Here is a 24,878-nt window from a genome sequence, read left to right as displayed (position 1 = left end):
AACAGAGGAGGAAATAAAATGGCTAAAAAAGGTAAAAAGTATCAAGAAGCACTTAAGCTTGTTGATCGTACAAAATCATATGAGGCTAAAGAAGCTATCTCAATTTTAAAAGAGGCTTCCAGAGCAAACTTTGACGAAACAGTTGAAGCAGCATTTCGTCTAGGGGTAGACCCTAAGAAAGCTGATCAACAAATCCGTGGAGCAATGGTATTGCCACATGGTACTGGTAAAACACAGCGTGTACTTGTGTTTGCTAAAGGTGAAAAAGCTAAAGAAGCAGAAGCAGCAGGTGCTGATTTTGTTGGAGACCAGGAAATGATTAACAAAATTAACCAAGGATGGTTTGATTTTGACGTAATCGTTGCAACTCCTGACATGATGGCTGAGGTTGGTAAGTTAGGTCGTGTATTAGGGCCAAAAGGACTTATGCCTAACCCGAAAACAGGAACAGTAACATTTGAAGTTGAAAAAGCTGTTAACGATATTAAAGCTGGTAAAGTTGAATATCGCGTTGATAAGTCAGCTAACATTCATGTTCCGATTGGTAAACTTTCATTCGATGATGAAAAATTACTAGAGAACTTTGTGGCAATTACTGAAACATTAGTTAAAGTAAAACCACAAGCTTCAAAAGGTGTTTACATGCGCAATGTGTCTGTAACATCTACAATGGGACCTGGCGTAAAAATTGACGTATCAGATTATCGCTAATTATTAGTTGACTTTTGGTACTTGATTCGATATACTGAGTCTCGTTATTAAATATGAATACGTTGTACCGTAGACAGTAGGTGCGAATTATCGCTTAATTTCCTGCCGAGGTGTTTAAAAGCAAATAAGATAATCAGTAATGATTATCATTTGTATAAAAAAACCTCCATGTCTGCATGGGGGTTTTTCTTTTATTAGACACGATCTCTAGTGAAAAACGCCAAGTCGGCCTGAGCTATTCTTTCGGTATAATGATCTTTTAACAGGAGGTGGAACAATGTCAAAAATTATCGATGCAAAAAAGCAGGTAGTTCAAGAAATTACTGAAAAATTTCAATCGAGTCAATCAACTGTCCTAGTTAATTATCGTGGCCTTGACGTTGCGGAAGTTACAGAACTTCGTAAACAACTTCGTGCTGAAGGCGTTGAGTTCAAAGTATACAAGAATACAATGACTCGCCGCGCAGCTGAACAGGCTGAATTAGGTGAATTGAGCGATACGTTAGTTGGACCAACTGCTATTGCTTTCAGCAAGGATGATGTAATCGCACCGGCTAAAGTCTTGGGCAAATTTGCAAAAACGCATACTGCTCTTGAAATCAAAGGTGGCGTAATTGAAGGTAAAGTCGCAACGCTTGAGCAATTAAGCGAGCTTGCAGAACTACCAAACTACGATGGTCTAGTATCTATGCTACTAAGCGTGCTACAAGCACCTATCCGCAACTTGGCATACGTAACAAAAGCTATCGCAGAACAAAAGGAAGAACAACAAGGAGCGTAATTGCTTAAAGCAATCAATCGTTTCAAACTAAACGTAATAATAGGAGGAAATATAAATGACTAACGAACAAATTATTGAAGCAGTTAAAGAAATGTCAGTATTAGAATTAAACGATCTTGTTAAAGCGATCGAGGAAGAGTTTGGCGTAACAGCAGCAGCACCAATGGCAGCAGCTGGAGCTGGAGCAGAAGCAGAAGAAGAGAAGACTGAATTTGATGTAGTACTTGAAAGTGCTGGAGCATCAAAAATCAAAGTTGTTAAAGCGGTTCGCGAAATCACTGGTCTTGGTCTTAAAGACGCAAAAGACTTAGTAGATAACGCTCCTAAAGCAATTAAAGAAGCAGTATCTAAAGAAGAAGCTGAAGAAGTTAAAGGTAAACTTGAAGAAGCGGGCGCTGCAGTAGAAGTTAAGTAGTCTATATAAGGAGAGCTCGTCGTTATACGGCGGGCTTTCTCTATTATCTTCTCTAAAATAATACACAACAAAGTAGGTGCTAGAATGTCTGAGCATTACTTTTCACAACAACCCCAATCTAAAAGCTCACCCAAGACCTGGAACTATCAGTTACGAGAAAAAGAGTTCACATTTACGAGTGATTACGGTGTTTTTTCAAAAAACGAGGTTGATTTCGGTTCGCGTCTACTAATTTCACAATTTAAAAGATCAGAAGTACCAGGTACCATACTTGATCTTGGTTGTGGTTATGGACCAATTGGTTTAGCGATTGCGGCCACGTATTCACATTGCGAAGTTGTAGCAGCTGATGTAAACGAGCGCGCTATTGAGCTTGCAGAGCAAAATGCTATACAAAACAATGTGAAAAACATTACATTCGTGAAGAGTGATCGATTTTCAAATTTAACGAAGTATTCATTTGCTTCTATCGTGACAAACCCTCCAATCAGAGCTGGAAAGAAAGTTGTTCATGCAATGATTGAAGAAAGCAAACCGGCACTATGCCAAAATGGTGAGCTGTGGGTAGTTATACAAAAAAAGCAAGGCGCGCCCTCTGCGAAAGAAAAAATGATGAAGGTTTTTGGAAATGCAGAAGTGGTCTCGAAAGACAAAGGATACTACTTATTGAAAGCTATTAATGTTTGACCTTGCATTTCAGATGTGATATTATAATAAAATGCTAAGATGGACTTTCTTTGTCAAGAAGAATTTTCATTATATAAGAAACGTATATTTCATCGGTATTCGGAGACAATGGTAAAGTGAAAAATTAAACATGTAGGTTTTTTTCTGAAAAAAACCTTTTTTCTTTTTGAAAGTTAGAAGAAATACGTAGATCAATTGTGTAAGATTAACGCTTAAACAGTTGATTTTTTGTGCCGATGAAAAGATTGCTGCCAATATGGCGGAAGTCTTCACTTTTACGTAGCTTTTAAAAAGAAAACTTGTGATAATTATTGCAAGTTTGTTCAGTATGTTTACAAGAATAGGTTTTTCAAACAAGTTTTGAAGCTTGTTAGCATCATTTTGTTAAGATCCGAAAAACATTACTAAAATAGTACGATGGTTTAGTTTGTTTTTCTAATTATACTAATCATTTTTCATTCATTTCCTTTATAAGGGATAATTGAAGAATGCTTGATTTGAGGGGTGAAGCAGTTGACAGGTCAACTAGTTCAGTATGGACGGCACCGCCAACGCAGGAGCTATGCACGCATCAGCGAGGTGTTAGAATTACCAAATCTCATCGAAATTCAAACCGCTTCTTATCAATGGTTTCTAGAAGAAGGTTTGAAAGAAATGTTTAAAGACATTTCACCAATTGAGGATTTCACAGGTAATCTATCACTAGAATTTGTTGATTATACATTGGAGGATCCTAAGTATCCAGTAGATGAATCAAAGGATCGAGATGTAACGTATAATGCTCCGCTTCGCGTGAAGGTTCGTTTAATTAATAATGAAACCGGTGAAGTAAAAGAGCAGGAAGTGTTTATGGGAGATTTCCCACTTATGACAGACACAGGTACCTTTGTAATTAATGGTGCGGAGCGTGTTATTGTATCACAGCTCGTTCGTTCACCAAGTGTCTATTATAATGAAAAAATCGATAAAAACGGAAAAAGAGGCGTAACAGCAACCGTAATCCCGAACCGCGGGGCGTGGCTTGAGTTTGAAACGGACGCAAAAGATGTTGCGTATGTCCGGATCGACCGTACACGTAAGTTACCTATTACCGTGCTGCTTCGTGCGCTTGGCTTTAGTACAGATCAGGAAATAATTGATCTGCTGGGTGAAAATGAATATTTAAAAAACACCTTAGATAAAGACAACACAGAGACTACCGAAAAGGCTTTATTAGAAATCTATGAGCGACTTCGCCCAGGTGAACCGCCAACGGTTGATAATGCTAAAAGCTTATTAGTTTCACGTTTCTTTGATCCAAAACGATATGACCTTGCACATGTAGGTCGTTATAAAATGAATAAAAAACTGAATATCAAAAACCGCTTATTTAATCAAGTGCTAGCTGAACCGATTGTTGATCCGGAAACCGGTGAGGTTCTTGCACAAAAAGGTGATAAATTAGAGCGTAAATTACTAAATAAAATCATTCCATATCTGGAACAGGATGAAGATAAGGTCGGCGAACACGCCGTTGAACTGCAAGAGGGTGTTCTTGACGAACCAATTATGCTTCAGTCTGTGAAAATTATTGACCCAACTGATCCTAGTGGCGAGCGTGAATTGAACGTTATTGGTAATGCTGGAATTGATAAAAGCATCAAGAATATAACGCCGGCTGACATTTTGTCATCCGTTAGTTATTTCTTCAACTTATTGCATCGTGTAGGAGATACAGATGATATTGACCATTTAGGTAATCGTCGTCTTCGTTCAGTTGGTGAGTTGCTGCAAAACCAATTCCGTATTGGATTATCGAGAATGGAACGAGTTGTGCGTGAACGTATGTCTATTCAGGATACGTCAAGTGTTACACCACAGCAGTTAATCAATATTCGACCGGTAATTGCATCGATTAAAGAGTTCTTTGGCAGCTCGCAGCTTTCACAATTTATGGATCAAACTAATCCGTTAGCGGAACTGACACATAAACGTCGTTTGTCTGCACTTGGACCTGGTGGATTAACAAGAGAACGCGCTGGCTTTGAAGTTCGTGACGTTCATTACTCCCACTACGGACGTATGTGTCCAATTGAAACACCAGAGGGACCAAACATCGGTTTAATTAACTCGTTGTCAAGCTACGCTAAAGTAAATAGATTTGGCTTTATTGAAACACCGTATCGCAGGGTAGATCCTGATAGTGGTTTAGTAACAGCGCAAATTGATTACCTGACCGCTGATGAAGAGGATAATTACGTTGTGGCACAGGCAAATGCCAGGTTAGATGAAACTGGTCATTTTATTGACGATGAAGTTATCTCGCGTTTCCGTGGTGAAAACACCGCTGTTCCTCGTGGGAATGTCGATTACATGGATGTATCGCCAAAGCAGGTAGTATCTGCCGCAACAGCTTGTATCCCGTTCCTTGAAAATGATGACTCCAACCGTGCGCTAATGGGTGCGAACATGCAACGTCAGGCAGTACCATTAATGAAGCCTGAAGCACCAATTGTTGGTACTGGTATGGAATATGTTTCAGGTAAGGATTCAGGAGCTGCTGTAATTTGTCAGAATCCTGGAATCGTTGAACACGTTGAAGCGAAAGAAGTTCACATTCGTTTAGTATCAGAAGTAGATGGAAAAGAAGTGCAAGGTGATTTAGAACGTTATCGCCTGCAAAAATATATCCGGTCTAACCAAGGTACTTGCTACAATCAACGTCCAATCGTAAGTAAGGGCGACCGTGTTACTAAAGGTGAGATCCTTGCTGATGGACCTTCAATGGAAGATGGCGAACTTGCCTTAGGTCGTAACGTACTTGTTGGATTCATGACATGGGAAGGTTATAACTATGAGGATGCTATCATCATGAGTGAACGACTTGTGAAGGATGATGTATATACATCGATTCACATTGAAGAGTATGAATCAGAAGCTCGTGATACGAAGCTTGGACCTGAAGAAATAACACGTGACATTCCGAACGTTGGCGAAGAAGCTCTGAAAGATCTTAACGAACAAGGAATTATCCGTATTGGTGCTGAAGTTACTGACGGAGATATTTTAGTAGGTAAAGTTACGCCAAAAGGTGTTACGGAGTTATCGGCTGAAGAACGTCTTCTGCATGCTATCTTCGGAGAAAAGGCTCGTGAAGTTCGTGATACATCACTACGCGTTCCTCATGGAGCTGGCGGAATCGTGCTGGATGTTAAGATTTTCAATCGTGAAGATGGCGATGAGTTGCCGCCTGGTGTGAATCAGCTGGTTCGTGCGTATATCGTACAGAAGCGTAAAATTCACGAAGGTGACAAAATGGCTGGTCGTCACGGTAATAAAGGTGTAATTTCAAAAATATTACCTGAAGAAGACATGCCGTTCATGCCGGACGGAACACCTGTAGATATTATGTTAAATCCACTTGGTGTACCATCGCGAATGAACATCGGACAAGTGTTTGAATTGCATTTAGGAATGGCTGCACGTGCACTTGGCATACATGTTGCAACTCCTGTATTTGATGGAGCTGGAGAAGAAGATGTATGGGAAACATTGCAGGAAGCAGGCATGCCGAAAGATGCTAAAACAATACTCTATGATGGACGTTCTGGAGAACCATTTGATAACCGTATTTCTGTTGGTGTCATGTATATGATTAAACTGGCGCACATGGTTGATGATAAACTTCACGCTCGTTCAACAGGACCATATTCACTTGTTACGCAACAGCCACTTGGTGGTAAAGCACAATTTGGTGGACAGCGTTTCGGTGAGATGGAAGTATGGGCACTTGAAGCATATGGTGCTGCATATACCTTGCAGGAAATTCTTACTGTTAAATCAGATGACATTGTTGGTCGTGTGAAGACGTATGAAGCTATTGTAAAAGGTGACAATGTTCCAGAACCAGGAGTTCCGGAGTCATTTAAAGTATTGATAAAAGAGCTTCAAAGTCTTGGCTTAGATGTTAAAATGCTTTCCAGTGACGAACAGGAAATTGAATTGCGTGAACTGGAAGAAGAAGAAACAGAAGCGGCTAGTAAGCTTAACTTGGAGATAGAAGAAAGATAATCAAAGCAATGGAGCGCTAATTTTTGTGAAATGGCAAGTTTCATGAAAGTTAGCATCTCCGGCTTTATCATATAAATTCAGATCAAATGGTAAATTCGGACACTAAAAGGGAGGTTGGCCCCTTGCTAGATGTAAATAACTTTGAATATATGAAAATTGGTTTGGCTTCACCAGAAAAAATTCGCTCGTGGTCATACGGCGAGGTAAAGAAACCAGAAACAATTAACTACCGAACATTAAAACCAGAGAAAGACGGCTTATTTTGTGAACGGATTTTTGGTCCGCAAAAGGACTGGGAATGTCATTGTGGAAAATACAAACGTGTACGCTATAAAGGTGTCGTTTGTGATCGATGTGGCGTAGAAGTTACAAAAGCAAAAGTTCGTCGTGAACGTATGGGGCATATAGAATTAGCTGCACCAGTTTCACACATCTGGTACTTTAAAGGTATTCCTAGCCGTATGGGACTTGTTTTAGACATGTCGCCACGCGCATTGGAAGAAGTTATCTACTTTGCTGCGTACATCGTGACAGAAGCAGGTAATACACCACTTGAGAAAAAGCAGTTGCTTTCAGAAAAAGAATACCGTGCATATTATGATAAATACGGTAAATCATTTAAAGCTCAAATGGGCGCTGAAGCAATACGTAAGCTTTTACATGACATCGACCTTGAAAAAGAGGTAGTAGCATTAAAAGAAGAGTTAAAAACAGCTAAGGGACAACGTAGAACTCGTGCGATTAAGCGCTTAGAGGTATTAGAATCATTCCGTCATTCTGGAAATGACACATCATGGATGGTACTAGACGTACTGCCAGTTATTCCTCCAGAAATTCGTCCAATGGTACAGCTTGATGGTGGACGTTTTGCGACATCTGATTTAAATGACTTGTATCGTCGTGTTATTAACCGTAATAACCGTTTGAAGCGATTACTTGATCTTGGTGCTCCAAGCATCATTGTTCAAAATGAAAAACGGATGCTGCAAGAGGCTGTGGACGCGTTGATCGATAATGGTCGCCGTGGGCGCCCTGTTACAGGCCCGGGTAACAGACCGTTAAAATCCTTATCCCATATGTTGAAGGGTAAGCAAGGTCGTTTCCGTCAAAACTTATTAGGAAAACGTGTAGACTATTCAGGTCGTTCCGTTATCGTAGTTGGACCACACTTGAAAATGTATCAATGTGGACTGCCGAAAGAAATGGCGCTTGAATTGTTCAAGCCGTTTGTTATGAAAGAATTAGTAGGACGTGGATTAGCACATAACATCAAGTCCGCTAAACGCAAAATCGAACGTGTTCATCCAGAGGTATGGGATGTTTTAGAAGAAGTTATTCGTGAGCACCCAGTATTACTTAACCGTGCACCAACATTGCATAGACTCGGAATACAGGCCTTTGAACCAACATTAGTAGAAGGACGTGCAATTCGTTTGCACCCGTTAGTTTGTACAGCTTACAACGCTGACTTTGACGGTGACCAAATGGCAGTTCACGTTCCATTATCAGCCGAAGCCCAAGCTGAAGCGCGTATCCTAATGCTAGCTGCACAAAACATTCTTAATCCAAAAGATGGTAAGCCAGTTGTTACACCATCACAGGATATGGTTTTAGGTAACTACTATTTAACAATGGAACGCGAAAACGCAGTAGGTGAAGGTGCTGTATTTAAAGATACGAATGAAGCATTGATTGCATATCAAAATGGTTATGTTCATTTGCATACTAGAATTGGAGTTCAGGCAAGTACGCTGAATAACAAAACATTTACTGAAGAACAACAAAATCAATTGTTGTTAACTACAGTAGGTAAACTAATATTCAATGAAATATTACCAGAATCATTCCCTTATATTAATGAACCGACAAATAGTAACCTGGAAGTTTGTACACCAGCGCATTATTTCGTTGAAAAGGGAACGAATATCAAGGAAGAAATACAAAAACGCGAGACTATTTTACCGTTTAAGAAAGGTATTTTAGGAGATATCATCGCGGAAGTATTTAAACGATTTAAAATCAGTGAAACATCTAAAATGCTTGACCGTATGAAAGATCTTGGCTTTAGTTATTCAACAAAAGCTGGTATGACGGTGGGTATCTCGGATATCGTAGTATTAAAAGAAAAAGAAGTTATCGTTGAAGCTTCCCAAAATAAAGTGGATAATGTTCAGAAACAATTCCGCAGAGGACTAATTACGGATGAAGAACGTTATGACCGTGTTATTGCGATTTGGTCACAAGCAAAAGATGACATTCAATCTAAATTAATGAATTCCTTAAACCATCGAAACCCTATCTTTATGATGAGTGATTCGGGAGCTCGTGGTAACGCATCTAACTTTACACAGCTTGCTGGTATGCGTGGACTGATGGCCAACCCGGCTGGACGTATTATTGAGTTACCGATTAAATCAAGTTTCCGAGAAGGATTAACTGTACTTGAGTACTTTATTTCTACTCACGGTGCTCGTAAAGGACTTGCGGATACAGCACTTAAAACAGCCGACTCAGGTTATCTGACTCGTCGTCTGGTAGACGTTGCACAAGATGTTATTGTACGTGATGCAGATTGTGGAACAGATAGAGGACTTAAGGTTTCAGCAATAAGAGATGGTGCTGAATTAATCGAGCCATTAATTGATCGATTAATAGGCAGAACAATATTTGAAACTGTTCGTCATCCTGAAACCGGGGAATTGATTATTGAGGATGATACGGTAATCTCCGAGGATCAAGCTAAGACGATTATTGAATCTGGTATTGAAGAAGTAACTATTCGATCAGCCTTCACATGTAATACGAAACACGGAGTCTGTCAAAAATGTTACGGACGTAACCTTGCAACTGGTGATGAAGTTGAAGTTGGGGAAGCAGTTGGTATTATCGCTGCTCAATCAATCGGTGAGCCAGGTACACAGTTAACAATGCGTACATTCCATACAGGTGGAGTTGCTGGAGACGATATCACACAAGGTTTACCACGTATTCAAGAAATATTTGAAGCACGTCACCCGAAAGGGCAAGCCGTGATAAGTGAAATCCAAGGTTCCGTTCATGAAATCAAGGAAGTGAAAGACAAACAGGAAATAATTGTTCAAGGTGAAGTAGAACAACGCGCCTATGCAGTACCGTATAACGCTCGAGTTAAAGTAACCGAAGGGCAAGAGGTAATTGCTGGTCAGGAACTTACAGAAGGTTCTGTTGATCCGAAAGAATTACTTCAAATTCAAGGCGTTGATGGTGTTCAAACATACCTTCTTCGTGAAGTTCAACGAGTATACCGCATGCAAGGTGTGGAAATCGGTGATAAACACGTAGAAGTAATGGTTCGTCAAATGCTGCGCAAAGTGCGCGTTGTTGACTCTGGAGATACTAGCGTATTACCTGGATCATTACTTGAAATACATCAATTCAAAGATGCTAATCATGGCATCCTGAATGATGGAAAACAACCTGCTGTCGGTAAGCCAGTATTACTTGGTATTACTAAAGCTTCTCTTGAAACAGATTCATTCTTATCTGCAGCTTCATTCCAGGAAACAACTCGCGTGTTAACTGACGCTGCAATTAAAGGTAAACGTGATGAACTGTTAGGTCTTAAAGAAAATGTTATTATCGGTAAACTTGTTCCTGCGGGTACAGGTATGCACCGTTATCGCAACACAAAAGCTTCATTGGATAACTTGCAGCCAGAGTCATCTGAAGTTGAAGAAGCAGAAACAGAAACAGTAAACTAAAATAGTTAAACAAGTGATGAATTTAATCAGGAGCACCAAAAATAGTTAAATTTGAGTTGACATTAAAAAACTAGAATGATACTATATTCAGGGTGCTTCTGATTATACTTGTTGCTTTGGAGGATGCATGGATGTCTTATGAAAAAGTAGCCCAAGGTCAGTCACGTCTTATAATCGGAACAAAGCAAACACTTAAAGCTATGAAGAATGGCGATGTAAGTGAAGTGATTCTTGCGGATGACGCAGATAAACATTTAACTGGGAAGATAGCTGATTTAGCACAAGAGCTAGATATCCCATGTCATTACGTAGATTCTATGAAAAAGCTAGGAACCGCTTGTGGCATTGACGTTGGAGCATCTACTGTAGCAATTAAAAAGATATAGTTTTGGCGATTCAGATCGCGAAGGCTTTGTTTTTTGCTAAGAGATGAACCACCTGGATATGTGGTATTACAAGATTAAATGAATTCGGTGGTTGCTAGTCCTTATATTGCTAGTAATTTGTAAATAAGAAGGGAGGATAACAATAATGCCTACTATAAATCAACTTGTACGTAAAGGCCGTGTAAATAAACCAAGAAAGTCTGACTCTCCAGCACTTAACAGAGGGTATAACAGCTTTAAAAAGAAATTCACGCATGAAAACTCTCCACAAAAACGTGGTGTGTGCACGCGTGTTGGTACACTAACACCAAAGAAACCAAACTCAGCGCTACGTAAATATGCTCGTGTTCGTTTGTCAAACAACATGGAAGTTACAGCGTATATTCCTGGGATTGGACACAACCTACAAGAACATAGTGTTGTATTAATCCGTGGAGGTCGTGTAAAAGACTTACCAGGTGTTCGTTACCACGTTATTCGTGGAGCGTTAGATACAGCAGGTGTTGAAGGACGCGCTCAAGGCCGTTCAAAATACGGTACAAAACGCCCTAAGAAGTAATTAAGAAAAGCGAAGGCGCCAGGTCAGAAGCGGACGCATAAGCAAGGGACCGAAGAACGCGAGGTTTTGGCGTTCAAGTGTTCATTGCTTATGACGGCAGCTTCTAGGCGCCGCAGCTAGACAAGAAAAGCGAAGGCGCCAGGTCATTGGCGCCGCAGAATGAAAACAATAAACATTTAGGAAAGGAGGGGAAGATATGCCACGTAAAGGACCTATACCTAAACGCGATGTCTTGCCAGATCCACTATATAATTCAAAACTAGTGACTCGTTTAATCAACCAGATTATGATTGACGGAAAACGAGGAAAAGCACAAAAAATTCTTTATAATGCATTTACATTAATTGCTGAACGTAGCGGCCAAAACGCTATGGAAGTATTTGAACAAGCAATGAAAAACGTAATGCCTGTACTAGAAGTTCGCGCACGCCGTGTTGGTGGTTCAAACTACCAAGTACCAATGGAAGTACGCCCAGAGCGTCGCCAAGCACTTGGACTACGTTATGTAGTGAACTACTCACGTCTACGCGGAGAGAAGACAATGGAAGAACGTCTTGCAAATGAAATTCTAGATGCTTCAAACAATACTGGAGCTGCAGTTAAGAAACGCGAAGAAATGCACAAAATGGCGGAAGCAAACAAAGCATTTGCTCACTACCGCTGGTAAGACCTGAAATAAAAAATCCAAAAAAGTTTTTTACAGGAAGGAGAAGAATACATGGCTAGAGATTTCTCCTTGGAGAAGACACGCAATATTGGTATTATGGCTCATATCGACGCAGGAAAGACCACTACTACTGAGCGTATTCTTTTCTATACAGGACGTATTCATAAGATAGGCGAAACCCATGAAGGTGCATCACAGATGGACTGGATGGAACAAGAGCAGGAGCGTGGAATCACAATCACGTCTGCTGCTACAACTGCAGCATGGAAAGAGCACCGTATTAACATCATTGATACACCTGGACACGTGGACTTCACAGTTGAAGTTGAACGTTCATTGCGTGTACTTGATGGAGCGGTAACTGTTCTTGATGCACAATCAGGTGTAGAACCACAAACAGAAACAGTATGGCGTCAAGCGACGACTTACGGTGTGCCACGTGTTGTATTCATTAACAAAATGGATAAACTTGGTGCAGATTTCATGTATTCTACAGGTACTTTAAAAGACCGTTTGGGCGCTAACGCGCATCCGGTTCAGCTTCCAATAGGTGCTGAAGACGACTTTGAAGGTATTATTGATCTAGTAACAATGCAAGCTTACTATTATGAAGATGATTTGGGCACACGTGCTGAGTCACGCGAAATTCCTGCTGAATTGAAAGACCAGGCAGATGAATTACGTGCAGGATTAATAGAAGCTGTTTCAGAATTAAACGAAGATTTAATGATGAAATTTCTTGAAGGTGAAGAAGTCTCAAACGAAGAGCTTAAAAATGCAATTCGTGAGGCTACATTAAATATTGAGTTCTACCCAGTATTTTGTGGTTCAGCATTCAAAAACAAAGGTGTTCAATTGATACTTGACGGTGTAATTGATTACCTGCCAGCACCAACTGACGTTCCACCAATCGAAGGTATCTTGCCAGGTACCGAAGAAAAAGTAGAACGTAAAGCAGATGACAGTGCACCATTCTCTGCACTAGCATTTAAAGTAATGACAGACCCATACGTAGGTAAGTTAACATTCTTCCGCGTATACTCTGGTAAATTAGATTCTGGTTCATATGTGAAAAACTCTGTAAAAGACAAACGTGAACGCGTTGGTCGTATTCTACAGATGCACGCAAACTCTCGTGAAGAGATTGCAACCGTATATTCTGGCGAAATTGCTGCAGCAGTTGGCTTGAAGGATACTTCAACTGGGGATACACTTTGTGATGAAAAAGACGTTGTTGTCTTGGAATCAATGGACTTCCCAGAACCAGTTATCGGTGTAGCGATTGAACCTAAGACAAAAGCTGACCAAGATAAAATGTCAATTGCATTAGGTAAACTTGCTGAAGAGGATCCTACATTCAGAACTGAGACTAACGTTGAAACTGGTCAAACAATTATTTCTGGTATGGGTGAACTTCACCTTGATATCATTGTTGATCGCTTAAGACGAGAGTTTAAAGTTGAAGCAAATGTTGGTGCTCCACAAGTTGCTTATCGTGAAACGTTCCGCGGATCTGCTGAAGTCGAAGGTAAATTCGTACGTCAGTCAGGCGGACGTGGACAGTACGGACACGTTTGGGTTAAATTTGAGCCAAACGAAGAAGGCGCTGGATTCGCATTCGAAAATAAGGTCGTTGGTGGATCAGTACCAAGAGAATATATCGGATCTGTTGAACAAGGTATTAGAGAAGCAACAGAAAGCGGTGTATTAGCTGGGTATCCTCTAATTGATATAAAAGCAACACTTTATGATGGTAGTTATCATGATGTTGACTCGAACGAGATGGCATTTAAAATTGCTGGTTCCATGGCATTAAAAGCTGCTAAGACTAAATGTAAGGCAGTATTGCTTGAACCACTTGAAAGAGTAGAAATTGTAATTCCAGAAGAATACATGGGAGATATCATGGGAGATGTTACATCTCGTCGTGGACGTGTAGAAGGTATGGAAGCACGCGGACCTGCTCAAGTAATTAAAGCATTTGTTCCACTTTCAGAAATGTTTGGTTATGCAACAGCATTACGTTCAAACACACAAGGTCGTGGACAGTTTACTATGCATTTTGATCATTACGAAGAAGTTCCTAAGAGCATCTCTGAAGAAATCATCAAAAAAAATGCTGGTGAATAATTGATTTTTATTAAAATCTAACGTATAACTTTTAATGTGGGCTAAATTTAGCCCTCAAAAAACTAAACTAAACTTTTATTAATTTAAAGGAGGAATTATAAATGGCTAAAGAAAAATTCGATCGCTCGAAAAGTCACGTAAACATTGGAACTATTGGTCACGTCGACCATGGTAAAACAACTCTAACTGCAGCTATCTCAATCGTAATGCACAAGAAATCTGGTAAAGGTACAGTAATGGCTTATGACCAAATTGATGGTGCTCCAGAGGAAAAAGAACGTGGAATTACTATCTCAACTTCACACGTTGAGTACGAAACTGATGCACGCCACTATGCGCACGTTGACTGTCCAGGTCACGCTGACTATGTTAAAAACATGATCACTGGTGCTGCACAAATGGACGGAGCTATCTTAGTAGTATCATCTGCTGATGGCCCAATGCCACAAACTCGTGAGCACATCTTGCTTTCACGTAACGTTGGTGTTCCATCAATCGTAGTATTCCTTAACAAAACAGATATGGTAGATGACGAAGAACTTCTAGAATTAGTAGAAATGGAAGTACGTGATCTATTAACTGAATATGACTTCCCTGGTGACGATGTACCAGTAATCAAAGGTTCTGCTCTAAAAGCAATCGAAGGCGATGCTGACTACGAAGCTAAAATCATTGAATTAATGGACGCTGTTGATGAGTATATCCCTACTCCAGAGCGTGATACTGACAAACCATTCATGATGCCTGTTGAGGATGTATTCTCAATCACTGGCCGTGGAACTGTTGCTACAGGACGTGTTGAGCGTGGAGAAGTTAAAGTCGGAGACGATGTAGAAATCATCGGACTTAACGAAGCTCCAGCTAAAACAACTGTTACTGGTGTTGAAATGTTCCGTAAGCTTCTTGATTATGCTGAAGCTGGCGACAACATTGGTGCACTACTACGTGGTGTATCTCGTGATGATATCGGACGTGGTCAAGTACTTGCTAAGCCAGGTACAATCACTCCACATACTAACTTCAAATCTGAAGTTTATGTACTATCAAAAGAAGAAGGTGGACGTCACACTCCATTCTTCGGTAACTATCGCCCACAATTCTATTTCCGTACTACTGACGTAACTGGCGTAATTCAGTTACCAGAAGGCGTGGAAATGGTAATGCCTGGTGATAACATTGAAATGAGTGTTGAACTTATTTCTCCAATCGCTATTGAAGAGGGTACTCGTTTCTCTATCCGTGAGGGTGGACGTACTGTTGGATCTGGTGTTGTATCAACAATTGAAAAGTAATTAATAGATAAAAACAGGCAGCGTGACGACGCTGCCTGTTTTTTTATGGTTAAAATCCGAGTTTATTTAGTGGCTGATATCGAGACTACTGAAAAAGCAGTGAATTTTAATAATTTAATATTTCACCTTAATGTAGCAACTAGAATATACGAAGACTCCTGCGGGAACAGCGCGGGCTGAAGGGCCAGCAGGAAAGCGGTCTTCGCTTATCTTAGGAGACTGAAGCCGTGCCCGAGGAAAACGAAGTATAATCGAAGATACGATGGTATATCCAATTTCTTTTGTATCACATGTAACTTTTTCAGTGGACAGACCTATACAATAGAACAAAACCACCCATGTATAACTTTTTTAAATAAAAATCCAATCACCCCTTGCAATCTATCACTTTCTTTTGTATAATACATAGATGTGCGATTGCCTATTATTAAATAAGTATTGCATTGACCGCGTTTTTTCTATATAATATGAATGTTGGTCATAAAAGGCGATGAAGTGAAAGGTTGTCGATACACCCGGCCCCTTTGCCATGGCGGGGTATCTGAGAAATTTTCACGGAGAAAGTCTAATATCTAAATTGGGCGAAAAGGAGGGAAAATAATGGCAAAAGAAAAGATTCGGATCCGTTTAAAGGCGTATGATCACCGCATTTTAGATCAATCAGCTGAGAAAATCGTTGATACAGCGAAACGTTCTGGTGCAAATGTTTCAGGACCAATTCCGTTGCCGACTGAGAAATCTATCTATACTGTATTGCGTGCGGTGCACAAATACAAAGATGCACGCGAGCAATTTGAAATGCGTACTCACAAGCGGTTAATCGATATTGTTAATCCAACACCACAGACAGTAGATTCATTAATGCGTCTAGACTTACCGTCTGGTGTGGATATTGAAATCAAATTATAATAAATTATGTTTTTACTATAGGAGGTGTAACGGATGACGAAAGCAATCTTAGGTCGTAAAATCGGCATGACTCAGCTTTTCTCTGAAAACGGCGAATTAGTGCCAGTAACAGTAATTCAAGCTGATCCAAATGTTGTTTTACAAAAAAAGACTTTAGAAAATGACGGTTACGAAGCAATTCAACTTGGTTTTTCTGATGCAAAAGGATCACACGTTAACAAAGCAAAGAAAGGTCATGCTGAGAAAGCAAGCACTACAACTAAGCGCTACGTTCGTGAATTCCGTGACGCAAAACTTGACGATTATGAAGTAGGTCAAGAGATTGGCGTTAATGTTTTCAAAACAGGCGATAAAATTGATGTATCTGGTAAATCAAAAGGTAAAGGATTCCAAGGGGCAATAAAACGCCACAATTTCCATCGTGGTCCAATGTCTCACGGTTCTCATTTCCATAGAGCTCCAGGTTCATTAGGTGCAGTTGACCCAATGCGCGTATTTAAAGGTAAAAAAATGCCTGGTCACATGGGTAGCGAAAATGTAACTATCCAAAATCTAGAAGTAGTTAATATAGATGCCGAACGTAACCTGTTATTAATTAAAGGTAATGTTCCAGGTGCAAAAAAATCATTCGTGAAAATTACGAGTGCAATAAAGGCTAACTAATCACATAAACGAAGGGAGGATATGTCATGCCTAAAATAGCACTATTAAAACAAGATGGTACACAAGCAGGAGAAGTAGAATTGAATGATGCAGTTTTTGGTATTGAGCCAAATGAACATGTATTACATGATGCAGTAGTGATGCAACAAGCATCAAAGCGTCAAGGTACTCATGCTGTTAAGAATCGTTCAGATGTACGCGGCGGTGGTCGTAAGCCATGGCGTCAAAAAGGAACTGGCCGTGCTCGTCAAGGTACAATTCGCGCACCACAATGGGTTGGCGGCGGAGTAGTATTTGGACCTACACCACGCAGTTACAGCTACAAGCTTCCGAAAAAGGTTCGTCGTTTAGCACTACAATCTGCTTATTCTTCTAAAGTAAAAGAAGAGAATCTGGTAGTTTTAGAAAACATCGCATTTGATGCCCCTAAAACAAAAGAAGTAGTAAGTATGCTTGGCGCACTTAAAGTAGATACAAAAGTGTTGATTGTAACAGCAGAGAAAGACGAGAATGTAATTCGTTCTGCTAACAACCTTCAATCAGTAAAAGTACTTACTGTTGAACAAGTTAATGTCTTAGACTTGCTAATGCATGACAAGCTCATCTTAACAAAGGATGCAGCTGAAAAAGCAGGGGAGGTGCTTGCATAATGAAAGATCCACGTGATATTATTAAGCGCCCAGTCATTACAGAAAACACTGCTGATTTAATGGCAGACAAGAAATATACGTTCGAAGTTTACCCGAAAGCAAACAAGACAGAGATTAAAGATGCTGTTGAGTTAGTATTTGGTGTAAAAGTAGTAAAAGTTAACACAATGAACCTAAAAGGTAAATTCAAGCGAATGGGTCGTTACGGTGGATACCGTTCAGACCGCAAAAAAGCTATTGTACAGCTTTCAGAGGATAGCAAAGAGCTAGACTTTTTCGAGGGCTAAGAAACTACGTAACATGTGAAGGAGGGAAAAAAGATGGCGATTAAGAAGTATAAACCTACCACGAATGGTAGACGCGGAATGACTACGTCAGATTTCGCTGATATTACAACTAATAAGCCTGAAAAATCCTTACTAAGCCCGCTTTATAAGCGTGGTGGACGTAACAACCAAGGTAAATTAACAGTTCGTCATCAAGGTGGCGGTCACAAGCGTCAATACCGTATTATCGATTTTAAACGTGATAAAGATGGAATACGCGGACGCGTTGCTACGATCGAATATGATCCAAACCGTTCAGCTAATATAGCATTAATCAATTACGTTGATGGAGAGAAAAGATATATTTTAGCTCCAAAAGGTCTTAAAGTCGGTCAGGAAATAGAGTCAGGCAAAGAAGCAGACATCAAAGTTGGAAATACGCTTCAACTTCAAGACGTTCCTGTGGGTACAATCATCCACAATATCGAATTGAAGCCAGGCAGAGGTGGACAATTAGCTAGATCTGCTGGTGCTGAAGCACAAATTCTTGGACGTGAAGAAAAGTATACACTCGTACGTTTATCATCTGGAGAAGTACGTTTAGTGCTTTCAACTTGCCGCGCTACAATTGGTCAGGTTGGAAACATCGAACACGAGCTTATCAAAATTGGTAAAGCAGGACGTTCTCGCTGGTTAGGCAAGCGCCCAACTGTACGTGGTTCTGTTATGAACCCTAACGATCACCCACACGGTGGTGGTGAAGGACGTGCACCAATCGGACGTAAATCACCAATGTCTCCTTGGGGCAAACCAACTCTTGGTTACAAGACTCGTAAACGTAACAAACCTACCGATAAATTTATCGTTCGTAAACGTAAAAAATAACGGATGAAGCGAGCGGGTATTAACCCGTTTCTCAATTACGAAAGGAGGTTTATCCATGGGTCGTAGTTTAAAAAAAGGACCTTTTGCAGATGACCATCTATTAAACAAGATCGACAAGTTAAATGAAGATGACAAGAAGCAAGTAGTAAAAACTTGGTCTCGTCGCTCAACTATCTTTCCTACATTTATAGGTCATACTGTAGCTGTATATGACGGACGTAAACACGTTCCGGTTTATGTAACAGAAGATATGGTCGGACATAAATTAGGTGAATTCGCGCCAAGCCGTACGTATAAAGGACACGCTGGCGATGACAAGAAAACAAAACGCTAATGAGAGGAGGCACTCAACATGCAATCTAAAGCCGTTGCAAAATCTGTTCGTATTGCTCCTCGTAAAGTACGTTTAGTAGTAGATTTAATTCGAGGAAAAAATGTTGGTGAAGCTGTAGCAATATTACGCCTTACTCAACGTGGTGCTTCTCCAGTCGTAGAAAAAGTTCTTAACTCTGCTATTGCAAATGCAGAACACAACTACGAAATGGATACAGAAAACTTAATTGTTTCTGAAGCATACGTTAACGAAGGCGCAACATTGAAACGTTTCCGCCCACGTGCACAAGGTCGTGCAAGTAAAATTAATAAACGCTCAAGCCATGTAACAGTGGTTGTATCAGAAAAGAAGGAGGGATAGTCAGTGGGTCAAAAGATAAATCCAATAGGTCTTCGTGTCGGAGTCATTCGTGACTGGGAGTCAAAGTGGTATGCTGGTAAAGACTATGCAGAATTACTGCACGAAGATATCAAAATCAGAGAGTATCTTGAAAACCGCTTACGTATTGCTGCTGTTTCTTCTATTGAAATCGAACGTGCAGCAAACCGCGTAAATATCACTATTCATACTGGAAAGCCTGGTATGGTAATTGGTAAAGGCGGATCAGAAGTTGAAGCTTTACGTAAGTCATTAAACAGCTTAACTGGCAAACGTGTTCACATTAACATCGTTGAGGTTAAAAAAGTTGATTTGAATGCTACACTAGTTGCTGACAATATTGCTCGTCAATTAGAAAACCGTATTTCATTCCGTCGTGCTCAAAAGCAATCTATACAACGCGCTATGCGTGGTGGAGCAAAAGGAATTAAAACACAAGTTTCCGGCCGTCTAGGTGGAGCGGATATCGCTCGTGCGGAACATTATAGTGAAGGAACAGTACCACTACACACATTACGTGCAGATATCGATTATGGTACAGCAGAAGCTGATACTACTTACGGTAAGCTAGGAATTAAAGTGTGGATCTATCGTGGAGAAGTCCTTCCAACAAAAAACACAAAATAAGGAAGGGGGATATGCATTATGTTAATGCCCAAACGTGTTAAATATCGTAGACAACATCGTGGTAAAATGAGAGGTCAAGCAAAAGGCGGTACTACTGTAGCTTTTGGTGAGTACGGTTTACAAGCGCTTGAAGCATCATGGATCACAAACCGCCAAATTGAGTCGGCTCGTATTGCAATGACTCGTTACATGAAACGTGGCGGTAAAGTTTGGATCAAGATTTTCCCAGACAAACCATATACTGCAAAGCCCCTAGAAGTTCGAATGGGTTCCGGTAAAGGTGCTCCTGAAGGATGGGTAGCAGTAGTAAAACCAGGAAAAATCATGTTTGAAATCGCTGGTGTGAGTGAAGAAGTTGCACGTGAAGCTTTACGTCTTGCTTCTCATAAATTACCGATCAAAACTAAGTTTGTAAAACGCGAAGAAATTGGTGGTGAAATCAATGAAGGCTAATGAAATCAGAGAACTAACCACTGCCGAAATTGAACAAAAGGTAAAAACGTTAAAGGAAGAACTATTTAATTTACGCTTTCAGTTGGCAACAGGATCTTTGGAAAACACTGCACGTATTCGCGCGGTTCGTAAGTCCATTGCTCGTTTGAAAACAGTTGCCCGTCATCGTGAACTAAGTGTAAATAACTAGAAACCTGAGAGGAGGTTAGCCTCAAAATGACTGAACGTAATAATCGTAAAGAGTACACAGGTCGTGTTGTATCAGACAAAATGGATAAAACAATTACTGTATTAATTGAGACTTACAAATTTCACAAGTTATACGGTAAGCGTGTAAAATACTCTAAAAAATTCAAAACACATGATGAGAATAACCAAGCAAAAACTGGTGACGTCGTTCGTATCATGGAAACTCGTCCGCTATCATCTACAAAGCGTTTCCGTTTAGTAGAAGTTGTGGAAGAAGCGGTAATTATATAATTAAAGTTCGAGTTCGCTCGGAAGGTATCCGAAGGGAGGTCACAACGATATGATTCAACAAGAGACTCGTCTAAAAGTAGCAGATAACTCTGGAGCACGTGAAGTTCTAACAATCAAAGTATTGGGTGGTTCAGGACGTAAAACTGCTAACATTGGTGATGTAATTGTCTGTACGGTCAAACAAGCAACACCAGGTGGCGTTGTTAAAAAAGGTGAAGTAGTCAAAGCGGTAATCGTTCGTACGAAGAGTGGTATGCGTCGTAAAGATGGATCATACATTCGTTTCGATGAAAATGCTGCTGTCATCATCCGTGATGATAAAGGTCCAAGAGGGACTCGTATTTTCGGACCTGTAGCACGTGAATTGCGTGATGCAAAATTCATGAAAATCGTATCTCTAGCACCAGAAGTTTTATAAGTGATAATGAAAAGCCTTGTCAAGGAGGTGCGTAAAGCATGCATGTTAAAAAAGGTGATAAAGTAAAAGTAATTTCCGGTAAAGACCGTGGAAAGCAAGGTACTATTTTAGAAGCATATCCAAAAAAGGATCGTGTTCTTGTAGAAGGAATTAATATGGTTAAGAAACACGCTAAACCTTCACAGGACAATCCACAAGGTGGAATCCTAAACCAAGAAGCGCCAATTCATGTTTCTAACGTAATGCCGTTTGATCCTAAATCCGGAGAACCAACTCGCGTTGGATTCGAAGTACGTGATGGAAAGAAAGTCCGCATCGCTAAAAAATCCGGTGAAGCATTAGATAATTAATTTAGCGACGAAAGGAGGGCGACATGATGAACGAATTAAAACAAAAATACCAAGATGACGTAATGCCATCTTTAATGAATAAATTTAATTATAAATCAGTTATGGAAACACCTCATGTAGAGAAAATCGTAATTAACATGGGTGTTGGTGATGCAGTTCAAAACTCAAAATCATTAGATAGCGCTGTTGAAGAGCTTGCATTAATTTCTGGTCAGAAACCAATGGTCACAAAAGCTAAGAAATCAATCGCTGGATTCCGTTTACGTGAAGGAATGCCAATAGGAGCAAAAGTAACACTTCGTGGTGAGCGTATGTACGAATTTCTACAAAAATTAGTGCAAGTTTCACTTCCGCGTGTTCGTGACTTCCGTGGTATTTCCAAAAAAGCGTTTGATGGCCGTGGAAATTATACATTAGGTGTGAAAGAACAACTAATTTTCCCAGAAATTAACTATGATAACGTAAGTAAAGTTCGCGGTATGGATATTGTAATTGTTACAACATCAAATACTGACGAAGAAGCGCGTGAACTTCTGGCTCAACTAGGCATGCCTTTCCAAAAATAAGCTTAGAAAGGTTGTTCATATAGTTACCAAAGATTTTCTTCGTAGGTTTGTCTTTTCGATCTTAATGCTGTAAATAACTCATTTCGATCTGAAAGTCCACACCGCATCGAACTTCTTGTTTCTAATTTGGCAATTTTGAACACGCGTTGAGAGCTAATACAAGGAGGGAAAATTGTGGCTAAAAAATCAATGATTGCGAAACAAAAACGCCCACAAAAGTATAAGGTACAAGAGTATACACGTTGTGAACGCTGTGGCCGTCCACATTCTGTAATTCGTAAATTTAAACTATGCCGTATTTGTTTCCGTGAACTTGCCCATAAAGGTCAAATTCCTGGTGTCAAAAAAGCAAGCTGGTAAACCCCGATTTGGGAAGGAGGTAATGAGTAATGGTTATGACAGATCCAATAGCAGATATGCTGACTCGCATTCGTAACGCTAACATGGTACGCCATGAGAAATTAGAGCTTCCTGCTTCTAAGATGAAGAAAGAAATCGCTGATATTTTAAAACGTGAAGGTTTTGTACGTGATTATGAATTCATTGAAGATAACAAGCAAGGTGTTCTGCGTATTTTCCTTAAGTACGGCGTAAGCAGCGAAAGAGTAATTACAGGTATCAAACGTATAAGCAAACCAGGACTACGTGTTTATGCAAAAGCTGATGAGGTGCCTCGCGTACTAAACGGTTTAGGCATTGCTATCGTTTCAACATCTAAAGGTGTGTTATCTGATAAAGAAGCACGTACTCAAGCTGTTGGTGGCGAAGTTCTAGCATATGTTTGGTAATTAACATTTTTAAGACAGGAGGTGCATGGAATGTCTCGTATAGGACTTAAGCCAATTGAAATTCCGGATGGCGTTGAAGTTAAATTAAACGGAAACGTTGTTACGGTTAAAGGACCAAAAGGTGAATTAACCCAAACGGTTCATAATGAAATGAAGGTTGTTATTGAAGATAAGGTTGTAACAGTTGTACGCCCAAGTGATCACAAAGTTCATCGTGCATTACACGGAACAACTCGCAGCATTATCAACAATTTGGTTATTGGTGTAAGCAAAGGATTTGAAAAAAATCTTGAGCTGGTTGGTGTTGGTTACCGTGCGCAAAAGCAAGGCGAAAAAGTTGTAATTAGCGCAGGTTATTCACATCCAGTAGAACTCGAAGCTATTGAAGGTATTGAAATAGAAATTCCTAAAAACACTCAAATTATTGTTAAAGGAATTAATAAAGAATTAGTTGGAGCGGTTTCTTCCAGAATTCGTGCAATTCGCCCACCTGAGCCATATAAAGGAAAAGGTATTCGTTATCAAGGTGAATTTGTACGTCGTAAAGAAGGTAAAACTGGTAAGTAACATTGGTTAGGAACCAGAAAGGAGTGACCTAGTATGATCACAAAGCCTGACAAAAATGGATTGCGTAAAAAAAGACAAAAGCGTGTTCGTAAAAACCTATCAGGAACAGAACAACGCCCACGTTTAAATGTATATCGTTCTAATAAGAACATGTATGTACAATTAATTGATGATGTTAATGGTGTAACATTAGTAAGTGCTTCTGCATCAGACAAGGAATTGAATGTTGAAGATGCTGGAAATGTTGAAGCCGCTAAAAAAGTCGGAGAAATGATCGCTAAACGTGCCCAGGATAAAGGTTTTAAATCGGTTGTGTTCGATCGTGGAGGTTATCTTTATCATGGACGTGTAAAAGCATTGGCAGATGCTGCTCGCGAGGCAGGTCTTGAATTTTAATCGAAAGATAAAGGAGGGACATAGATGCGTACAAGCATAGACCCGAACAAATTAGATCTTGAAGAACGTGTTGTAACGATAAATCGTGTTGCAAAAGTTGTTAAAGGTGGACGCCGTTTCCGTTTTGCTGCACTAGTTGTAGTTGGAGATAAGAACGGTCATGTAGGATTTGGTACTGGTAAAGCACAAGAAGTACCAGAAGCAATTAAAAAAGCAGTAGATGACGCTAAAAAGAACTTAATTACGGTGCCTATTGTTGGAACTACTATTCCACATCAGATAAATGGAAGATTTGGTGCTGGTAATGTACTAATGAAACCAGCTGCAGAAGGTACTGGAGTTATCTCTGGTGGCCCTGTTCGTGCGATATTAGAACTTGCTGGTGTTGGTGATATTTTAACGAAATCACTTGGTTCAAACACACCAATCAATATGATTCGCGCTACATTAAATGGACTAACAAACTTGAAACGCGCAGAAGAAGTTGCAAAACTACGCGGAAAGTCTGTAGAAGAACTGTTAGGATAAGGAGGGATATACTATGTCTAAAAAATTAGAAATCACCCTCACGCGCAGCGTTATTGGTAGAGCAGAAGGGCAAAAGCAAACTGTTCAGTCATTAGGGCTAAAAAAAATTCGTCAATCCGTACTTCGTGAAGATACTCCAGCCGTTCGCGGTATGATCAACAAAGTATCTCATCTTGTAGCGGTTAAAGAAGTTTAATTACAC

Annotated in this window: 31 protein-coding genes and 1 other annotated feature; all 31 genes read left to right on the top strand. The window is 40.0% G+C overall.

The window, feature by feature from the left end; translation table 11 throughout:
• Positions 1–18: 18 nt before the first annotated feature.
• The 31 genes from rplA (at position 19) to rpmD (ending at position 24,872) form a co-directional block, all read left to right on the top strand.
• Complete coding sequence (gene rplA / locus VBD025_RS03385) at positions 19–711, top strand: 50S ribosomal protein L1 (RefSeq protein WP_430789299.1); 693 nt, start codon at positions 19–21, stop codon at positions 709–711.
• 49 nt (positions 712–760) lie between these two features.
• Positions 761–910 (top strand) — a sequence feature (ribosomal protein L10 leader region).
• A 78-nt stretch (positions 911–988) separates the two neighbouring features.
• Positions 989–1,492, top strand: a complete 504-nt coding sequence (gene rplJ / locus VBD025_RS03380; RefSeq protein ID WP_430789297.1) for a 50S ribosomal protein L10 — start codon at positions 989–991, stop codon at positions 1,490–1,492.
• A gap of 55 nt (positions 1,493–1,547) precedes the next feature.
• Positions 1,548–1,907, top strand: coding sequence for a 50S ribosomal protein L7/L12 (gene rplL, locus VBD025_RS03375; RefSeq protein WP_430789295.1), 360 nt, complete (start codon positions 1,548–1,550; stop codon positions 1,905–1,907).
• Between the two features lie 84 nt (positions 1,908–1,991).
• Entirely contained in the window at positions 1,992–2,594 is a 603-nt protein-coding gene (locus VBD025_RS03370; protein WP_430789293.1) for a class I SAM-dependent methyltransferase, read from the top strand.
• A gap of 513 nt (positions 2,595–3,107) precedes the next feature.
• Positions 3,108–6,644, top strand: a complete 3,537-nt coding sequence (gene rpoB, locus VBD025_RS03365; RefSeq protein WP_430789291.1) for a DNA-directed RNA polymerase subunit beta — start codon at positions 3,108–3,110, stop codon at positions 6,642–6,644.
• Positions 6,645–6,766: 122 nt separating this feature from the next.
• Positions 6,767–10,384 carry a DNA-directed RNA polymerase subunit beta' gene (gene rpoC / locus VBD025_RS03360; RefSeq protein WP_430789289.1) on the top strand — a complete coding sequence of 1,206 codons (3,618 nt, stop codon included), beginning with the start codon at positions 6,767–6,769 and terminating at the stop codon, positions 10,382–10,384.
• 131 nt (positions 10,385–10,515) lie between these two features.
• Complete coding sequence (locus VBD025_RS03355; RefSeq protein WP_430789287.1) at positions 10,516–10,770, top strand: 50S ribosomal protein L7ae-like protein; 255 nt, start codon at positions 10,516–10,518, stop codon at positions 10,768–10,770.
• A gap of 145 nt (positions 10,771–10,915) precedes the next feature.
• The gene (gene rpsL, locus VBD025_RS03350; protein WP_430789285.1) at positions 10,916–11,329 is read left to right on the top strand and encodes a 30S ribosomal protein S12; all 414 of its coding nucleotides are present in this window, start codon (positions 10,916–10,918) and stop codon (positions 11,327–11,329) included.
• A 196-nt stretch (positions 11,330–11,525) separates the two neighbouring features.
• The gene (gene rpsG / locus VBD025_RS03345; RefSeq protein ID WP_089530259.1) at positions 11,526–11,996 is read left to right on the top strand and encodes a 30S ribosomal protein S7; all 471 of its coding nucleotides are present in this window, start codon (positions 11,526–11,528) and stop codon (positions 11,994–11,996) included.
• Between the two features lie 51 nt (positions 11,997–12,047).
• Entirely contained in the window at positions 12,048–14,126 is a 2,079-nt protein-coding gene (fusA, locus tag VBD025_RS03340) for an elongation factor G (protein ID WP_430789282.1), read from the top strand.
• A gap of 101 nt (positions 14,127–14,227) precedes the next feature.
• Positions 14,228–15,418: an elongation factor Tu gene (gene tuf, locus VBD025_RS03335; protein WP_430789280.1), complete on the top strand. Its 1,191-nt coding sequence runs from the start codon at positions 14,228–14,230 to the stop codon at positions 15,416–15,418.
• Between the two features lie 600 nt (positions 15,419–16,018).
• Positions 16,019–16,327, top strand: a complete 309-nt coding sequence (rpsJ, locus tag VBD025_RS03330; RefSeq protein ID WP_085504873.1) for a 30S ribosomal protein S10 — start codon at positions 16,019–16,021, stop codon at positions 16,325–16,327.
• Positions 16,328–16,360: 33 nt separating this feature from the next.
• Positions 16,361–16,990, top strand: a complete 630-nt coding sequence (gene rplC / locus VBD025_RS03325; protein ID WP_430789278.1) for a 50S ribosomal protein L3 — start codon at positions 16,361–16,363, stop codon at positions 16,988–16,990.
• Between the two features lie 26 nt (positions 16,991–17,016).
• Positions 17,017–17,640 carry a 50S ribosomal protein L4 gene (gene rplD, locus VBD025_RS03320; RefSeq protein WP_430789276.1) on the top strand — a complete coding sequence of 208 codons (624 nt, stop codon included), beginning with the start codon at positions 17,017–17,019 and terminating at the stop codon, positions 17,638–17,640.
• The gene (gene rplW, locus VBD025_RS03315; RefSeq protein WP_089060916.1) at positions 17,640–17,927 is read left to right on the top strand and encodes a 50S ribosomal protein L23; all 288 of its coding nucleotides are present in this window, start codon (positions 17,640–17,642) and stop codon (positions 17,925–17,927) included. The genes rplD and rplW overlap by 1 nt, the downstream gene beginning before the upstream one ends.
• Before the next feature lie 33 nt (positions 17,928–17,960).
• Positions 17,961–18,791: a 50S ribosomal protein L2 gene (gene rplB / locus VBD025_RS03310; RefSeq protein ID WP_430789274.1), complete on the top strand. Its 831-nt coding sequence runs from the start codon at positions 17,961–17,963 to the stop codon at positions 18,789–18,791.
• Between the two features lie 55 nt (positions 18,792–18,846).
• A complete protein-coding gene (gene rpsS / locus VBD025_RS03305) occupies positions 18,847–19,125 on the top strand; it encodes a 30S ribosomal protein S19 (protein WP_404450867.1) in 279 nt (92 codons plus the stop codon).
• A gap of 18 nt (positions 19,126–19,143) precedes the next feature.
• Positions 19,144–19,485 carry a 50S ribosomal protein L22 gene (gene rplV, locus VBD025_RS03300; protein ID WP_430789267.1) on the top strand — a complete coding sequence of 114 codons (342 nt, stop codon included), beginning with the start codon at positions 19,144–19,146 and terminating at the stop codon, positions 19,483–19,485.
• A gap of 3 nt (positions 19,486–19,488) precedes the next feature.
• Entirely contained in the window at positions 19,489–20,130 is a 642-nt protein-coding gene (gene rpsC / locus VBD025_RS03295) for a 30S ribosomal protein S3 (RefSeq protein ID WP_430789265.1), read from the top strand.
• A gap of 18 nt (positions 20,131–20,148) precedes the next feature.
• Positions 20,149–20,583: a 50S ribosomal protein L16 gene (rplP, locus tag VBD025_RS03290; RefSeq protein ID WP_430789263.1), complete on the top strand. Its 435-nt coding sequence runs from the start codon at positions 20,149–20,151 to the stop codon at positions 20,581–20,583.
• Positions 20,573–20,773 carry a 50S ribosomal protein L29 gene (gene rpmC / locus VBD025_RS03285; RefSeq protein ID WP_089530246.1) on the top strand — a complete coding sequence of 67 codons (201 nt, stop codon included), beginning with the start codon at positions 20,573–20,575 and terminating at the stop codon, positions 20,771–20,773. The genes rplP and rpmC overlap by 11 nt, the downstream gene beginning before the upstream one ends.
• 26 nt (positions 20,774–20,799) lie before the next feature.
• Positions 20,800–21,063: a 30S ribosomal protein S17 gene (gene rpsQ, locus VBD025_RS03280; protein WP_430789261.1), complete on the top strand. Its 264-nt coding sequence runs from the start codon at positions 20,800–20,802 to the stop codon at positions 21,061–21,063.
• Positions 21,064–21,112: 49 nt separating this feature from the next.
• Complete coding sequence (gene rplN / locus VBD025_RS03275; RefSeq protein ID WP_404450873.1) at positions 21,113–21,481, top strand: 50S ribosomal protein L14; 369 nt, start codon at positions 21,113–21,115, stop codon at positions 21,479–21,481.
• A 38-nt stretch (positions 21,482–21,519) separates the two neighbouring features.
• Positions 21,520–21,831 carry a 50S ribosomal protein L24 gene (gene rplX, locus VBD025_RS03270; protein WP_430789259.1) on the top strand — a complete coding sequence of 104 codons (312 nt, stop codon included), beginning with the start codon at positions 21,520–21,522 and terminating at the stop codon, positions 21,829–21,831.
• A 26-nt stretch (positions 21,832–21,857) separates the two neighbouring features.
• Positions 21,858–22,397, top strand: coding sequence for a 50S ribosomal protein L5 (gene rplE, locus VBD025_RS03265; protein ID WP_430791246.1), 540 nt, complete (start codon positions 21,858–21,860; stop codon positions 22,395–22,397).
• Positions 22,398–22,571: 174 nt separating this feature from the next.
• On the top strand, positions 22,572–22,757 hold the full coding sequence (locus VBD025_RS03260) for a type Z 30S ribosomal protein S14 (RefSeq protein ID WP_089060905.1): 186 nt from the start codon (positions 22,572–22,574) through the stop codon (positions 22,755–22,757).
• 29 nt (positions 22,758–22,786) lie between these two features.
• The gene (gene rpsH, locus VBD025_RS03255; RefSeq protein WP_089060904.1) at positions 22,787–23,185 is read left to right on the top strand and encodes a 30S ribosomal protein S8; all 399 of its coding nucleotides are present in this window, start codon (positions 22,787–22,789) and stop codon (positions 23,183–23,185) included.
• 30 nt (positions 23,186–23,215) lie between these two features.
• Positions 23,216–23,752 (top strand): 50S ribosomal protein L6, encoded by a 537-nt coding sequence (gene rplF / locus VBD025_RS03250; RefSeq protein ID WP_430789256.1) that lies wholly within the window; start codon positions 23,216–23,218, stop codon positions 23,750–23,752.
• 33 nt (positions 23,753–23,785) lie between these two features.
• Positions 23,786–24,148, top strand: coding sequence for a 50S ribosomal protein L18 (gene rplR, locus VBD025_RS03245; RefSeq protein ID WP_430789254.1), 363 nt, complete (start codon positions 23,786–23,788; stop codon positions 24,146–24,148).
• Between the two features lie 24 nt (positions 24,149–24,172).
• Complete coding sequence (rpsE, locus tag VBD025_RS03240; protein WP_422500967.1) at positions 24,173–24,676, top strand: 30S ribosomal protein S5; 504 nt, start codon at positions 24,173–24,175, stop codon at positions 24,674–24,676.
• 13 nt (positions 24,677–24,689) lie between these two features.
• The gene (rpmD, locus tag VBD025_RS03235; protein ID WP_430789251.1) at positions 24,690–24,872 is read left to right on the top strand and encodes a 50S ribosomal protein L30; all 183 of its coding nucleotides are present in this window, start codon (positions 24,690–24,692) and stop codon (positions 24,870–24,872) included.
• Positions 24,873–24,878 lie beyond the last annotated feature (6 nt).

The organism is Virgibacillus flavescens, from assembly GCF_050574275.1.
Taxonomy (GTDB): Bacteria; Bacillota; Bacilli; order Bacillales; family Amphibacillaceae; genus Virgibacillus_F; species Virgibacillus_F flavescens.
This window is presented reverse-complemented; position numbering and strand designations above follow the sequence as displayed.